Origin of the sequence: Arthrobacter sp. FW305-BF8 (genome assembly GCF_021789315.1) — a bacterium.
Lineage (GTDB): Bacteria > Actinomycetota > Actinomycetes > Actinomycetales > Micrococcaceae > Arthrobacter.
On sequence record NZ_CP084561.1, the window covers coordinates 2,624,256 to 2,637,241 of the forward strand.

13 protein-coding genes are annotated in these 12,986 nt (G+C 67.1%); 5 read left to right on the top strand and 8 right to left on the bottom strand.

Features of this window, described 5'->3' with window-relative positions:
• The first annotated feature begins 51 nt into the window (after positions 1-51).
• The 3 genes from LFT45_RS11650 to LFT45_RS11660 are packed head-to-tail and all read left to right on the top strand — an operon-like array spanning position 52 to position 3,639.
• The gene (locus tag LFT45_RS11650) at positions 52-1,404 is read left to right on the top strand and encodes an acetyl-CoA C-acetyltransferase (RefSeq protein WP_236803359.1); all 1,353 of its coding nucleotides are present in this window, start codon (positions 52-54) and stop codon (positions 1,402-1,404) included.
• The gene (locus tag LFT45_RS11655; protein WP_236803360.1) at positions 1,397-2,731 is read left to right on the top strand and encodes a 3-oxoacyl-ACP reductase; all 1,335 of its coding nucleotides are present in this window, start codon (positions 1,397-1,399) and stop codon (positions 2,729-2,731) included. Before LFT45_RS11650 ends, LFT45_RS11655 begins: the two co-directional genes overlap by 8 nt.
• Positions 2,728-3,639: a MaoC/PaaZ C-terminal domain-containing protein gene (locus LFT45_RS11660; RefSeq protein WP_236803361.1), complete on the top strand. Its 912-nt coding sequence runs from the start codon at positions 2,728-2,730 to the stop codon at positions 3,637-3,639. Before LFT45_RS11655 ends, LFT45_RS11660 begins: the two co-directional genes overlap by 4 nt.
• Positions 3,640-3,676: 37 nt before the next feature.
• Here LFT45_RS11660 and LFT45_RS11665 read toward each other — a convergent pair whose 3' ends face one another.
• Genes LFT45_RS11665 through LFT45_RS11680 form a run of 4 tightly spaced genes read right to left on the bottom strand, consistent with a single transcriptional unit; the run spans position 3,677 to position 6,940 of the window.
• Positions 3,677-4,798 carry an FUSC family protein gene (locus LFT45_RS11665; RefSeq protein WP_440158498.1) on the bottom strand — a complete coding sequence of 374 codons (1,122 nt, stop codon included), beginning with the start codon at positions 4,796-4,798 and terminating at the stop codon, positions 3,677-3,679.
• 18 nt (positions 4,799-4,816) lie between these two features.
• The gene (locus LFT45_RS11670; protein WP_236803362.1) at positions 4,817-5,968 is read right to left on the bottom strand and encodes a glutathione S-transferase family protein; all 1,152 of its coding nucleotides are present in this window, start codon (positions 5,966-5,968) and stop codon (positions 4,817-4,819) included.
• A 9-nt stretch (positions 5,969-5,977) separates the two neighbouring features.
• Positions 5,978-6,742: a M50 family metallopeptidase gene (locus tag LFT45_RS11675; protein ID WP_236803363.1), complete on the bottom strand. Its 765-nt coding sequence runs from the start codon at positions 6,740-6,742 to the stop codon at positions 5,978-5,980.
• A 39-nt stretch (positions 6,743-6,781) separates the two neighbouring features.
• Positions 6,782-6,940, bottom strand: coding sequence for a hypothetical protein (locus LFT45_RS11680; RefSeq protein ID WP_190243154.1), 159 nt, complete (start codon positions 6,938-6,940; stop codon positions 6,782-6,784).
• Between the two features lie 189 nt (positions 6,941-7,129).
• On the opposite strand from LFT45_RS11680, the gene LFT45_RS11685 reads away from it, so the two are divergent.
• The gene (locus tag LFT45_RS11685; protein WP_236803364.1) at positions 7,130-7,594 is read left to right on the top strand and encodes a GatB/YqeY domain-containing protein; all 465 of its coding nucleotides are present in this window, start codon (positions 7,130-7,132) and stop codon (positions 7,592-7,594) included.
• A gap of 139 nt (positions 7,595-7,733) precedes the next feature.
• Positions 7,734-7,931 carry a hypothetical protein gene (locus LFT45_RS11690; RefSeq protein ID WP_236803365.1) on the top strand — a complete coding sequence of 66 codons (198 nt, stop codon included), beginning with the start codon at positions 7,734-7,736 and terminating at the stop codon, positions 7,929-7,931.
• A 58-nt stretch (positions 7,932-7,989) separates the two neighbouring features.
• Here the strand turns inward: LFT45_RS11690 and LFT45_RS11695 are convergent, their stop codons facing one another.
• From LFT45_RS11695 to LFT45_RS11710, 4 genes are all read right to left on the bottom strand, one after another.
• Positions 7,990-9,177: a glycerate kinase gene (locus tag LFT45_RS11695; RefSeq protein ID WP_236803366.1), complete on the bottom strand. Its 1,188-nt coding sequence runs from the start codon at positions 9,175-9,177 to the stop codon at positions 7,990-7,992.
• Position 9,178: 1 nt separating this feature from the next.
• Complete coding sequence (gene dctA / locus LFT45_RS11700) at positions 9,179-10,666, bottom strand: C4-dicarboxylate transporter DctA (protein WP_236803367.1); 1,488 nt, start codon at positions 10,664-10,666, stop codon at positions 9,179-9,181.
• Positions 10,667-10,804: 138 nt separating this feature from the next.
• Positions 10,805-11,902 carry a tartrate dehydrogenase gene (locus LFT45_RS11705; RefSeq protein WP_236803368.1) on the bottom strand — a complete coding sequence of 366 codons (1,098 nt, stop codon included), beginning with the start codon at positions 11,900-11,902 and terminating at the stop codon, positions 10,805-10,807.
• A gap of 136 nt (positions 11,903-12,038) precedes the next feature.
• Positions 12,039-12,956 (bottom strand): LysR family transcriptional regulator, encoded by a 918-nt coding sequence (locus tag LFT45_RS11710; protein ID WP_236803369.1) that lies wholly within the window; start codon positions 12,954-12,956, stop codon positions 12,039-12,041.
• Between the last annotated feature and the right edge of the window lie 30 nt (positions 12,957-12,986).

Below are 12,986 nucleotides of genomic sequence, written 5' to 3' on the forward strand. Positions count from 1 at the left end.
GTATCAGGTACGCTGGGTATCGATAATCAGCCGGATCAAAGGAGATAGCACATGCCCGTGGATGGACAGCCTCAAACCGTGCGGAAGGCCGTGGTGGTCGGCGGCAACAGGATCCCGTTCGCCCGGACGGGCGGTGCGTACACCAAGTCATCCAACCAGGACATGCTCACCGCAGCCCTGGACGGCCTGATCGCCCGCTTCGGCCTGCAGGAGGAGCGCATCGGCGAGGTGGCCGCGGGCGCCGTCCTCAAGCATTCCCGGGACTTCAACCTGACGCGTGAAGCAGTCCTCGGCTCGGCGCTGTCACCGGAAACTCCCGCCTACGATCTCCAGCAGGCCTGCGCCACCGGCCTGGAAACAGTATTGGGCCTGGCCAACAAGATCAGGCTCGGCCAGCTGGACTCGGCCATCGCGGGCGGCGTGGACTCCGCCTCCGATGCCCCCATTGCCGTCAGCGAAGGCCTGCGCGAGGTGCTGCTGGACCTCAGCCGCGCCAAGACACTCCCGCAGCGGCTTCAGATCCTGGCCCGGCTCCGCCCCAAGGACCTCGCCCCGGACGCGCCGAATACCGGCGAGCCCAGGACCGGACTGTCGATGGGTGAGCACCAGGCCCTGACCACGGCCCAGTGGAACATCTCCCGTGAGGCGCAGGACGAGCTCGCCCTCAATAGCCACCGGAACCTCGCGGCCGCCTACGATGCCGGGTTCTTCGATGATCTCCTCACGCCCTACCGCGGTCTCACCCGGGACTCCAACCTCAGGCCGGACACGAGCCCCGAGAAGCTGGCGTCGCTGAAGCCCGTATTCGGCCGGAACCTGGGCTCCGAAGCCACCATGACGGCCGGCAACTCCACGCCGCTGACGGACGGCGCCTCCACGGTGCTGCTCGCTTCGGAGGACTGGGCGGACGCGCACGACCTGCCCAAGCTCGCCACCGTCCTGGACGGCGAGGCAGCCGCCGTCGATTTCGTCCACGGCAAGGACGGGCTGCTCATGGCGCCGGTGTTCGCAGTCCCGCGCCTGCTGGCACGCAACGGCCTCACCCTGGATGACATCGACTTCTTCGAGATCCACGAAGCCTTTGCCGGGACGGTGCTGAGCACCCTCGCCGCCTGGGAGGACGACAAGTTCGGCCGCGAGCGCCTCGGGCTCGATGGTGCCTTCGGCAAGGTTGACCGCTCCAGGCTGAACGTCAACGGCTCGTCGCTGGCCGCCGGGCACCCGTTTGCTGCCACCGGCGGCCGCATCGTGGCCACGCTGGCTAAAATTCTGCATGAAAAGGGCACTTCCGGCGGGCGCCCCGCACTGGGGCTCGTGTCCGTCTGTGCCGCCGGCGGCCAGGGCGTCGTCGCGCTGCTTGAGGCGTACACGGAAGGCAACACCCTGGGGGACATCCATGACTGACACCTACGCAAAGCTGGTCAGCCACGGCCTCGGAAGGGACCTGGCCCGGAAGCTCGGCTTGCCGCAGCCGACTGAGCTTCGGCGCTACCAGCCGGGCCAGCCGCTGATCGACGGACCAGTCCTGGTGGGCGGCTCCGGACCAGGCGCAGACGGGATCGCGGCGGCGCTGCTTTCTTGGGGCCTCGACGTCCGCCGCCACACTGTTCCCAAGGAAAAGCTTGGCGGAATCGTGCTGGTCCTTGATGACGTCGAAGCGCCTGCCGACCTGGAGCAGCCGGTCCTGGCGGCAGCGCCGTCACTTCGTGATCTTGCCCCCGGCGGACGCGTGGTGACTGTCTCGCGCGTCCCCGGCGGAACGCCGGCCATCGCCGCCGCCAGGCAAGGCGTGGACGGGCTGCTGCGTTCCCTGGCCAAGGAACTGCGCGCGGGCGCCACCGGCAACGGCATCCTCCTGGAAGAAGACATCAGTCCCACCGCCCCGTCAGCCCTGGGCGCCCTGCGCTTCTTCCTGTCCGGCCGGTCAGCGTTCGTGGACGGCCAGTTCGTCCGCGTCAGTTCCGCGGAGGGCAGGGTGCCCGACGACGCCGACGCACCGCTTGCGGGAAAGGTCGCCGTGGTGACCGGCGCGGCCCGGGGGATCGGGGCCGCCATCGCCCGGACACTGCACCGCGACGGCGCCACCGTGGTGGCGGTGGACGTTCCCGCGGCCGGGGACCACCTGGCGGAGGTCGCTAACAGCATCCGCGGGACCGCGCTGCAGCTGGACATCACCCGCGACGATGCCGGGCAACGAATCATTGACCATGCCGTGCAGCGCCACGGCCGGCTCGACGTCGTGGTCCACAATGCCGGCATCACCCGGGACAAGCTGCTGGTCAACATGGACCAGCCCCGCTGGGGTTCGGTCATCAATGTGAACATCGCCGCCCAGCTGCGCATCAACGACGCGCTCCTGGCCTCCGAGCACTTCCGTTCCGCGCCGCGCATCGTTTCGGTTGCCTCCACGAGCGGCATTGCCGGCAACCGCGGACAGACCAACTATGCGGCATCCAAGGGCGGGGTGATGGGCATGGTCAGGGCCACCGCGCCGCTGCTTGCGGAATACGGAGGTTCGATCAATGCCGTGGCGCCTGGCTTCATCGAAACAGAGATGACCGCCCGGATTCCCTTCGCCACCCGGGAGATTGCCCGGCGGCTGAATTCCCTGCAGCAGGGCGGGCGGCCGGAGGACGTCGCCGAGGCTATTTCCTTCCTCGCCGGCGATTCCGCAGGAGGCGTTTCCGGACAGGTACTGAGGGTGTGCGGACAAAACCTGGTGGGGGCATGACCGGCGCCCAGCCCCGCATCCTGGGAGAAATGCCGTCCCTCTCCAAGCTGTATGTGAACGCGGCGGCCACGGCGGCGCGCCGCCGGATCCTGGGCTCACATGCCGCCGTCGTGCTGCCCGCCGTGAGCCACGAAGTCCGGGACGTCCGTCCCGACGTCGAAAACCTCACGGCGTACCAGCACCTGCTGGGTGAGACTGCCAGTGACGTGCTGCCGGCAGGGTTCATCCATGCCCTGGCGTTCCCCGTGGCCATGAGCGTCATGAACCGCGAGGACTTCCCGCTGCCACTGCTGGGGATGATCCATCTGCGGAACGTGATTGAGTACCGCAGGCCGGTCAGGTTCACGGAACCGCTGGACATTGTGGCCAGGGCGGAAAGGCTTCGCGCACACCGCGCCGGAACACAGCTGGACATCGTGGCGGAGGTACGCGCTTCCGGTGGCGGCGACATCTGCTGGAGCGGAGTGTCCACCTACCTGGCCAAGGGCGTGTTCCTGCCCGGCATCGACAAGGCCTCGGCGGCAGTCGCGCCAAAGGATTTTTCGGCTCCGGACCCTACGGCCCTCTGGCAGCTCGGCGTGGACACCGGCCGTGCCTACGCTGCCGTGTCCGGGGACTTCAACCCGATCCACCTGAGTGTGCTTTCCGCCAAGGCACTGGGCCTGCGCCGGTCCATCGCCCACGGCATGTACCTGGCGTCGCGGGCGCTGGCGGACGTGGGCGCGGCCAAAGGCGACGCGTTCCGCTGGGAGGTGGCGTTCGAGGCCCCGGTTTTCCTTCCCGCACGGGTGGCGCTGGACATTTCGACGGCGGAGGCCGGGGACGGCGGCTGGCTGCGGTCCGGCTACGTGGCCTGGAGTCCGCGGTCCGGCCGCAAGCACTTCAGCGGGTCGGTGGCGGCGCTCTAGCACGGGAATGCCTCAGCCCGCGCGGGTGCAGCCGGGGCTACGTGCCGTTGGGGTTGGCGACCCGAAGGATGCGGTGCAGGCTAAGCAGGATTGATCCTGCCGCGCTCGGGGTGCCGGCCCCGTTGCCTTCGGCGGCGGTGCGGTCTTCGAGCGAGGCGACCGCCGCATGGGCTGCCTGGAACAGCTCCACCTGTCGTTCGGCGTCGTCCTCCTCTGCCGAACGGAGCACCTCACCCACGGCAGTAAGGGCCTCCGCAAGCGGTTCGCTGTAGGGCAGGGGGATAGTGAAGGGCATGTCCTCGCTCCAGATGACGTCGGCAAGCACCTCGGTCATGTCCTGGATGTGGAAGGTGATCTGCTCAAGGTCGCGGACGCTCTGGTAGTCCTTGTCCACGTCGCGCGGATGGAAGCGGCGCCGCGGATTGGCCTCCCGGCTGGCGTCCGCCTTCTGCACCGCTGCCCGTACGGAGCGGGCTGACTGCGCCAGGTCCTCGGACCGGCGCGACCAGTCCTCATGTTCCGGAGGCCATTGTTCGTGCATGGCCGTCCCCATATCGTGCAGCTGGCGTGCGAGCGACAACCGGAGCTCCGCGAGGCTCAGGGCGGCGGCGTTGAAATGCAGCGGTGGAAAGACCAGCAGGTTGACGGCGACGCCGACCACCACGCCCACGCCCATCTGCAGCAGGTAGCCGTAGGAGAAGTCGTCCGGGTTCTGCCTGCCCACCAGCAGCACCAGCAGGGCCGCCGTCGGAATCCAGTCCCGGCCCGCGCCCAGGCGCGGAAGCCCCGCGAGCAGCACGCCGAATGCCATGACCACTGCCACGCTGAGTGGCGTGGCGCCGAAACTGAGCAGGAGAAATGCCAGGGCGATGCCCGCACCCAGTCCCACCAGGGTCTGGAGACCCTGACGCATCGAACCGGACACGTTCTCGTACATCACCACCAGGGCGCCGAGCGGGGCGTAATACGCGTAGTGGGCGGCGGCCCCGGGCATGAAGGGTGCCACCCAGAACGCGATACCCGCCGCAAGACCCGCCTTGGCGGCAAGTTGAAGGCGCGGCGCGGCGAGGGCGCGGGCAACCCTGGTGGACACTGACCGCCAGACCCTGCGCGGCAGGGGATCACGGGCAGCTGCCTGGTGCTGTTTCGAGGTGCTCATCGGGCCCCGCGCGCGGCGCTATCCGGCTCCGTGGCCGGCGGCCACTTCCTCGCCCGCCTTCACCGGGCCGGGAGGTGTGCCGTCGCCGAAGGGGCTCCCGCCCAGGGACTCCCTGCCATGGGGGGTCAGCCAGCCGGACAGCTCCGGGCCCGCGGGAACGATCTGCGTGGGGTTAATGTCCTCGTGCACTATGTAGTAGTGCTGCTTGATCTGCACGAAGTCGATGGTGTCCCCGAAGCCGGGCGTTTGGAACAGGTCCCGGGCGTAACCCCACAGCGCCGGCATTTCGCTGAGCTTGTTCCGGTTGCACTTGAAGTGGCCGTGGTACACGGCATCGAAGCGCGCGAGGGTGGTGAAGAGCCGGACGTCCGCCTCGGTAATGGACTCGCCCACCAGGTATCTCTGGCCGCTGAGCCGTTCCTCGAGCCAGTCCATCGCGTTCCACAGACGGGTGTAGGCGGCATCATAAGCCTCCTGGGACCCAGCGAAGCCACACCTGTAAACACCGTTGTTGACCTCGGTGAAAACCCGCTTGTTAACACTGTCGATTTCCCCGCGCAGGTGTTCCGGGTACAGCTGCGGCGCGCCCGTCCGGTGGAACGCGGTCCATTCCGTGGAGAAGTCCAGCGTGATCTGGGGGTAGTTGTTGGTCACCACCGCGCCGCTGGCGATGTCCACCACAGCAGGAACTGTGATGCCGCGGGGGTAGTCCGGGAAGCGCCGGAAGTATGCCTGCTGCAGCCGCTCGATGCCCAGCACGGGGTCCTTGCCACCGGCGTCCAGGTCAAAGGTCCAGGACCGGGAATCGTGGGTGGGGCCGGGCTGGCCGAGGCTGATGACGTCCTCGAGCCCCAGGAGCCTGCGGACGATGACGGTGCGGTTGGCCCACGGGCATGCCCGCGCGGCAATCAGCCGGTAGCGCCCCGGTTCCACGGGCCAGCCTGGTTCACCGTTTTGGCCGGGTGTGCCGTCCCGGGTGATGCGGTCCTCGATGTAGTTGGTGTCCCGGTTGAACTCGCCGCCGGTGACGTACGCGCCCTTGGTGCTGTGTGGTTCTTTGCTGTGTGGTTCTTTGCTGCGGGGCTCGGCGCTGTGAAATTCGGTGCGTTGGGGTTCCCCCGCGTGGCGTCCCCCGCCGTGTGCTTCGACTGTGCTGGTCTTCTCACTCATGGTTCCAGACTATGTTGCCGCTCCAAAGACCCGCGACATCGGCTGCCAGGCAACCAGCCAGCAGGCCGCCACCACCAGGGAGAAGAGGACGATCCAGACGCCGGAGGGCACTGCGGTGGCGCGGTAGAGGATGTAGGCGTCGGAGGACCGCAGCTGGTCGCGGCGGCGGAGGTGGACATTCGTCAGCTTGAGCAGGTCCCGGACGGCAGCAACGAGAAGTGCGACGCCAAGAATGATAGCCACGTGGCCGGTGAACGCGGCGGGCACATTGATGATCATGGCCGCCACCGCCACCACCGCCCCAAGGAGGATGAGCACGCCGGCGGCGTTGCGGATGAAGAGCAGTGACGCCAGCAGGATCAGCAGTCCGGCAGACATGGCGGCCGGGCCCCAACCGCTGAAGCCCGCCCACACCAGGGCGGCGCCGGTCACTCCGGGAACTGGATAGCCCCAGAATCCTGACCACACGGCGGCGGCGCGCCCGCGGGTATAGGACGTGGTGGTCCCGCCGTGATTCAGCTGCAGCCGGATGCCGCCCAGCCGCTGGCCGCTGGTCAGTGCGGCAAAGGCGTGCCCCAGTTCATGGGTCACCGTGGCGAGCAGGCCGAAATATCGCCATGTGGCATTGGGAACGGACAGCGCCGCCGCGATGAGCACGACCGCCAGGAGCTCGGTGACGGAGACCGCTGGAATAGCGGTCTGGGTGAATCCGGCAGCCACCCGGTCCCACCATTGTTCGGGCAGGGATGGGCCGGGGAGTTGCACATAAACCATAGGAATCAAGGCTACAGGGGAATGCCTTTCGGGTCCGGGTCACAGCCCGGGCAGGGTTGGCGGATCCTCCATCAGCGATGAGGCGTCGTCAGGGACCACCAAATGCAGCATGCTTTCCACGGGGGCTTCGCCCATCGCGATCAGGAGCTCATTGATCGACATCTGCCCGGCAAGCTCCCCGGGATGTTCCTCTTCCATACATAGAACATATGTGCGAAGACCGTGGCAGCGGGGAAGGACACGCGGCAACACCTGATCCTGGGCGGTACCGGTCCCTTGCAGCGCGGGTTTCTGCGCGATGCGGGGTCCTGGGCATTGCTGTGTCCTAGTCGCTGCAGGCCAGCGGGTCCACGATTGAGGTACACACCCTGTCGAGAGAAGGAAGTCATGGCCACGCTGAAAGAACGCCTGCACGGGGACGTCGTAGCACACCTGAAGGAGCACAATAAGGTGGCCCTGGGCACCGTGCGTAGTGTCCTGGGCGAGATCGAGACCCGGGAGAAGTCGGGCAAGACGCCGGTGGCGCTCGACGACACGCAGGTGACGGCATTGCTGCAGAAGGAGGCGGCGAAACGGCGCGACACCGCCCGCATATACACCGAAGCGGGGGAAACGGAGCGGGCCGCCGCGGAAGTCGCCGAGGCAGAGGTTATTGAGGCCTACCTGCCGAAGGCCCTCACCGCACCCGAGGTGGAGGGCATCGTGGACGAGGTCATCGAAGGTTTGCGGGCGGACGGCACGGAGCTGTCCGTGCGGCACATGGGCGCCGTGATGAAGCCGGTGACGGCCCGGGTGGCAGGCCGTTTCGACGGCAAGGCGGTGAGCGATATCGTCCGGCAGAGGCTGACCTGAGCAGGGTGGGACGGGGCGACCTCAAGCCATCCACACTGCCTGCCAACCGGCACTGGCCGGTGATCGACACTGAACGGCAATCGACACTGCCCGGCAATGGGAGGACGATAAAAGTACACCAACTGTTAGGAGGTCGGTGATGTGCTATTCATCGTGTGAAGGATGGCGGAACTACAGGAAGGAAGCGGCCAAGGAGGCCGAGGGACGCCCGGAAGCAAGGCCGGCCGAGACCCCCGAACCCCAGGTGCAGGCAGAGGAAAGCAGGATGTGGGCCTACCTCGCCCGGCTGGAGGAAACCGCTGACCGTGGGCGTGACCGCATCCGCGAGAATGCATAGGCACAGCAAAGAAAGGCCCCGCAGCGGCGGGGCCTTTCTTTCTGCTTGCGGCCATCCGTCAGGAGGCCGGATGGCCAGTGCTTCGCTGCCGAAGTCCCGCTGCTATGTCCTGTCCGATCCGGTGCAGCAGTGCGGCGGACAGTTCGGGGTCTTTGGAGGAGTCCTGGTCCGTGTAGTCGGCCAGGGTGTAGACCCGGTCCAAGGACATCTCGGACCAGCGCTCCTGCGGGAGCAGCGACCGTCCGGCCACCGCGATGATCGGGCGGCCGCCCGACCGGCGGGCGACGGCGGCGGGAAGCTTGCCGGCCAGGGTCTGTTCGTCGATGCTGCCTTCGCCGGTGATGACGACGTCGCAGCTGTCCTTGCGGGCGTTGAAGTTCAGCAGGTCAAGGAAGTAATCGGCACCTGACACCTGCCTTGCCCCGAGCAGCAGGCAGGCGTAGCCGAGTCCTCCGGCGCTTCCGGCCCCTTCGTGCCCTGCCAGGGCCCCGGCCTGGGGAACGCCTGCCTCTGACAGTTTGGCCACGAGGTGCGCCAGGCCGGCGTCGAGGGCCGCGATCTCCGTGGACCCGGCGCCTTTCTGCGGTCCGAAGACGGCGGGGGCACCGGTGGGACCGAGCAGCGGATTGTGCACATCGCTGGCCACGATGAGGTCTGTATCCGCGAGTTCCGGCAGAACCGCGGGGTGGATGGAGCGGATCCGGCCCAGGGTCCTGCCGTTGCCGTCCAGCCGCCGCCCGTTGGCATCGAGGAAGCGGTAGCCCAGGGCGGTGAGCATTCCCATGCCGCCGTCGGTGCTGGCGCTTCCGCCCAGAGCCAGGACGATCCTCGCAGGACGAAGGCTGAGGGCAAACAGGACGGCTTCGCCGAAACCTCGGCTGGAGGCGTTCAGCGCCGCCAGCTTGCCTTCCGGCAGGAGTGCCAGTCCACAGGTGTTGGCGACCTCGACCACTGCGGTGGAGCCGTCGAACGCGATGCTGGCCTGGACGGGCTGGCCGGTGGGGCCGGCCACCGTGTAGCTGCGGCGGGTGAAGCCTGCGGCGACGGCGGCGTCGACGCTGCCGTCGCCGCCGTCGGCCAGGGGAAGCAGTTCGCACCGGACCGCTCCGGCCGTACCGGGCACATCAGCTGCCGAGCGGAGCCCGGCGGCCAGCGCCTGCGCGACTTCGGCCGCGGTGAGGCTGCCTTTGAACTTGTCGGGGGCGATGAGGGTCCGCACGGTCTGCGGGGCGGGGGTGCTGGTCATGTCAGACGTTTTCCGAGTAGGCGGGGCGGCGATCAGCGAACGGTGAGCGTTCGGCGTCGGCTACGTGCCGGGGTGTCGAATTTTCGCCGTCAGGGTGCTGCCTGGGTGAGTGGTGGCCGTATTCGGTCAGGTCGTCGTCGATGTCGGTGACGTCGTCGACGTGCACGGGATCCTCAGCGGGCATCGGCTCGACGGTTTCTCCGGCGAAGACGCGGCGGGCGCGGTCGGCGTCGAGGGTCCGGTCCCACCAGGCAATGAAGAGGGTGGCGACGGCGTTGCCGGTGAAGTTCACGATGGCCCGGCATTCAGACATGAACTTGTCGATGCCGAAGATGAGCATGATGCCGGCGGCCGGGATGGTGCCGATGGTGGTCAGGGTTGCGGTGAGGGCGATGAAGCCGCCGCCGGCGACGCCTGCTGCGCCCTTGGAGGTGAGCAGCATGACGGCGAGCAGGCCCAGCTGCTGCCCGATGGTCAGGTCGGTGTTGGTTGCCTGGGCGATGTAGAGGGCTGCCAGGGAGAGGTAGATGGCGGCGCCGTCGAGGTTGAAGCTGTAGCCGGTGGGAACGACGAGGCCGACGGTTTCCTTCTTCACGCCGGCGTGCTCGAGCTTGCGCATCAGGCCGGGCAGGGCCGGTTCGGCGGTGGAGGTGCCCAGGATGAGCATGTATTCCTCTTTGAGGTGCCGGATCATCGTGAAGATGTTCAGCTTCAGGAACGCCATGACCGAGCCGAGAACCACCACGATGAACAGGATGGAGGTGACGTAGAACAGGGCGATGAGTCCGCCCATGCTGGTCAGCGAGGACACGCCGTACTTGCCGACAGCGAACGCCATCGCGCCGAATGCGCCGAGCGGGGCGGCCTTCATGATGAAGCTCAGGATCTTGAACATGACACCGGTGAGGCGCTGCACGCCGTCCAGGACGGGGGCGCCGACCTTGCCCATGGCGTTCAGGGCGATGCCGAAGACGACGGCGATGAAGATGATCTGCAGGATGTCGCCCTCAACGAACGGGCCAACGATGCTGTTGGGAATGATGTGGGTGAGGAACTGCCACCATTCCTGGTGCGCGCCGGCGTCGATGAGCTTCGCGGCGGACTCGGAGGTCTTGATGGTGGACGCGTCGGCGTTGACCCCGTCACCGAGGCGGAAGACGTTGATGGCGACCAGGCCAAAGACCATGGCGCAGATCGTGCCGATCTGGAAGTAGGTCAGGGCCTTCAGGCCTGTCATGCCGACCTTCTTCAGGTCGGCGACGCTGGCGATGCCGCCCACGATCGTGAGGAACACGATGGGGCCGATGAGCATCTTCATCGAGTTCACGAACGTGGTGCCGATGGGTTCCATGGCGATGCCCGTGGACGGCGCGAGCCAGCCGACCAGGATGCCGATGAGAATGGCGGTCAGTACCCAGAAGTACAGCTGCCTGTACCAGCGGGTTTTGCGGGCAGGGGCTGCCTGGCCGGCGGTGGTGATGTGGTCCATGATTCCTACCTCATTGTGGAATGTCGCTGGAGATGTCTTGAAGAATGAATGTGCGGGACGGGCGGGAGTTAGTTACCTCGCCGCCCGTCCCGGTGCTGGTTTGTGCGCTCGGCGGGCCGGGCGCGGGAGGTGTTGTGGCTAGACGGTTGCCAGCGTGCTGGTCAGGGCCTTGATGATCGCCTCGGTGACGTCCTCGGTGTTGGCGTCGCCGCCGATGTCGCGGGTCAGGTATCCGGCGCCGGTGGTCTGCTCGATGGCGGCCTCCACCTTGCGGGCTTCCTCGTGCAGGCCGAAATGGTCCAGCATCAGCGCGGCGCTGGCGATCGCGCCGATCGGGTTGCTGATGCCCTTGCCGGCGATGTCCGGGGCGGAGCCGTGGACCGGTTCGAACATGGACGGGAAGCGGCGCTCGGGGTTCAGGTTGGCGCTGGCGGCCAGGCCCAGGCTGCCGGCCAGTGCCGAGCCCAGGTCGGACAGGATGTCCGCGTTCAGGTTCGAGGCCACGACGACGGAGAGGTCCTCGGGCTTGAGGATGAACTTCGCGCTCATGGCGTCCACCAGGACGCTTTCGGTCTGTACGTCGGGGTAGTCCAGGGCCACGCGGTTGAAGACTTCATCCCAAAGGACCATGCCGTACTGCTGGGCGTTGGACTTGGTGACCGAGGAAACCTTCTTTACCGTCCGGGTCCGGGCCAGGTCGAAGGCGAAGCGCATGATGCGCTCGCAGCCCTTCTCGGTGAACAGTGCGGTCTGCAGGGCCACTTCGTTGCCGGGGCCGCGGCCGCTGAGGTTCCGGCCGCCGAGGCCCGCGTACTCGCCTTCGCTGTTCTCGCGGACCACGATCCAGTCGAGTTCGGTGTTGTCCGCCTTGCGGAGCGGGGACTCGACACCCGGGAGGAACTTGACCGGGCGGATGTTGGCCCACTGGTCGAAGTTCTGGGTGATGTTCAGGCGCAGGCCCCACAGGCTGATGTGGTCCGGGACGTTTTCCCAGCCGACGGCGCCGAAGTAGATGGCGTCGAAGTCCTTCAGGGCGTCCAGGCCGTTGGGGTCCATCATCTGGCCGGTCTTTTCGTAGTAGCCGCAGCCCCAGGGGAACTCGGTCCAGTCGAAGGCGAACTTGCCCCCGGAGTTCTCTGCCAGGGCGTCCAGGACGCGGCGGCCGGCGGAGACAACTTCCTTGCCGACGCCGTCTGCGGGGATTGAAGCGATGCTGAATTTCTGGGTGGCGCTCATGTGCCGACCTCCTCGTTGAGTTTGTTGGCAGCGTGGCCCTGTTAGCGGGGTCACACTGTTTTCTTCCTCTTCAAGTAGACGGTCCGGCGGCTGTTCGCGTCCAAGACTTAGTTTCGATACGGCAGATAGGTTCTGCCTATCGTTCCAGCGTCCGGTCGGCGTCCGGTTCCTTGACCACGTGCAGCTCAGCAACTTTCAGGAAGGCATGGGCAGCGGGCGTCAGGCCGTCCTTCCGGCTCAGGATGGCCACGTCCAGATGGGAAACGGGTTCGATCTGAACGGTCCGCAGTCCGGCCTTGTGTGCCGTCGGCGCCCAGGACGATGGCATGACGGCATGTCCGACGCCCGCCAGCACCAGGGGAAGGATCGAGGTCCGGTGCGCCACTTCGACGACGATTTCTGCTTTGACGCCATGGGCAAGGGCGTCGTCCACGAGCCACCGCATCAGTGATCCGCGCTGGCTGGCGATCAGCCGGTGCCCGTCGAGGTCCTCCCGCTGGATGGTGCTCCCGGCGGTGAACGTGTCGGCGTGGGGGTTGACGATGAGGATGAGCGGCTGGCGTTCCAGGTCCAGGACGTTGACTCCGGGGACGCGGATGGGACTCGAGGATCCGGCCAGGCCGATTTCGGTGCTGCCGCTGCGGACCGACTCGACCACCTCCTCCGGAGTGAAGGCGGCGCTGACGTTGAGGCGGACCTCCGGGTGCAGCCTGGTGAACTCGGCGGTCATGGATGTCAGCGGCTCGATGCCGGGGGAGGGCATGGTGATGATGTCCAGGCGGCCGCTCCGCAGGCCGCGAAGCGACTGAACGGCGGACTGGGCCGCGTCCAGATCCCGCATCACCAGCCGGGCGGGGCCTACCAATTCCTTTCCGGCCTCGCTGAGGACAGCCCTTCGCCCGATGCGGTGGAACAGCGGCACGCCCAGGTCCTTTTCCAGGCTGGCGATGGTCTGGGACAGGGACGGCTGGGCGATGAGCAGGTGTTCTGCCGCGCGGTTGAATCCGTCGTGGTCAACCACCGCCAGGAAATACTTCAGCTTCCGGGTGTCCACGCCAGCTCCTTCTCCGGTCCGTTCGTTTGG

Excerpts from the sequence above, each read along its gene's own strand:
- LFT45_RS11685 (WP_236803364.1), top strand. The coding sequence starts at position 7,130 with ATGGCCACGCTGAAAGAACGCCTGCACGGGGACGTCGTAGCACACCTG.
- LFT45_RS11705 (WP_236803368.1), bottom strand. The coding sequence starts at position 11,902 with ATGAGCGCCACCCAGAAATTCAGCATCGCTTCAATCCCCGCAGACGGC.
- LFT45_RS11660 (WP_236803361.1), top strand. The coding sequence starts at position 2,728 with ATGACCGGCGCCCAGCCCCGCATCCTGGGAGAAATGCCGTCCCTCTCC.
- LFT45_RS11655 (WP_236803360.1), top strand. The coding sequence starts at position 1,397 with ATGACTGACACCTACGCAAAGCTGGTCAGCCACGGCCTCGGAAGGGAC.
- LFT45_RS11675 (WP_236803363.1), bottom strand. The coding sequence starts at position 6,742 with ATGGTTTATGTGCAACTCCCCGGCCCATCCCTGCCCGAACAATGGTGG.
- dctA (WP_236803367.1), bottom strand. The coding sequence starts at position 10,666 with ATGGACCACATCACCACCGCCGGCCAGGCAGCCCCTGCCCGCAAAACC.
- LFT45_RS11690 (WP_236803365.1), top strand. The coding sequence starts at position 7,734 with ATGTGCTATTCATCGTGTGAAGGATGGCGGAACTACAGGAAGGAAGCG.
- LFT45_RS11670 (WP_236803362.1), bottom strand. The coding sequence starts at position 5,968 with ATGAGTGAGAAGACCAGCACAGTCGAAGCACACGGCGGGGGACGCCAC.
- LFT45_RS11665 (WP_440158498.1), bottom strand. The coding sequence starts at position 4,798 with ATGAGCACCTCGAAACAGCACCAGGCAGCTGCCCGTGATCCCCTGCCG.
- LFT45_RS11695 (WP_236803366.1), bottom strand. The coding sequence starts at position 9,177 with ATGACCAGCACCCCCGCCCCGCAGACCGTGCGGACCCTCATCGCCCCC.
- LFT45_RS11680 (WP_190243154.1), bottom strand. The coding sequence starts at position 6,940 with ATGGAAGAGGAACATCCCGGGGAGCTTGCCGGGCAGATGTCGATCAAT.
- LFT45_RS11650 (WP_236803359.1), top strand. The coding sequence starts at position 52 with ATGCCCGTGGATGGACAGCCTCAAACCGTGCGGAAGGCCGTGGTGGTC.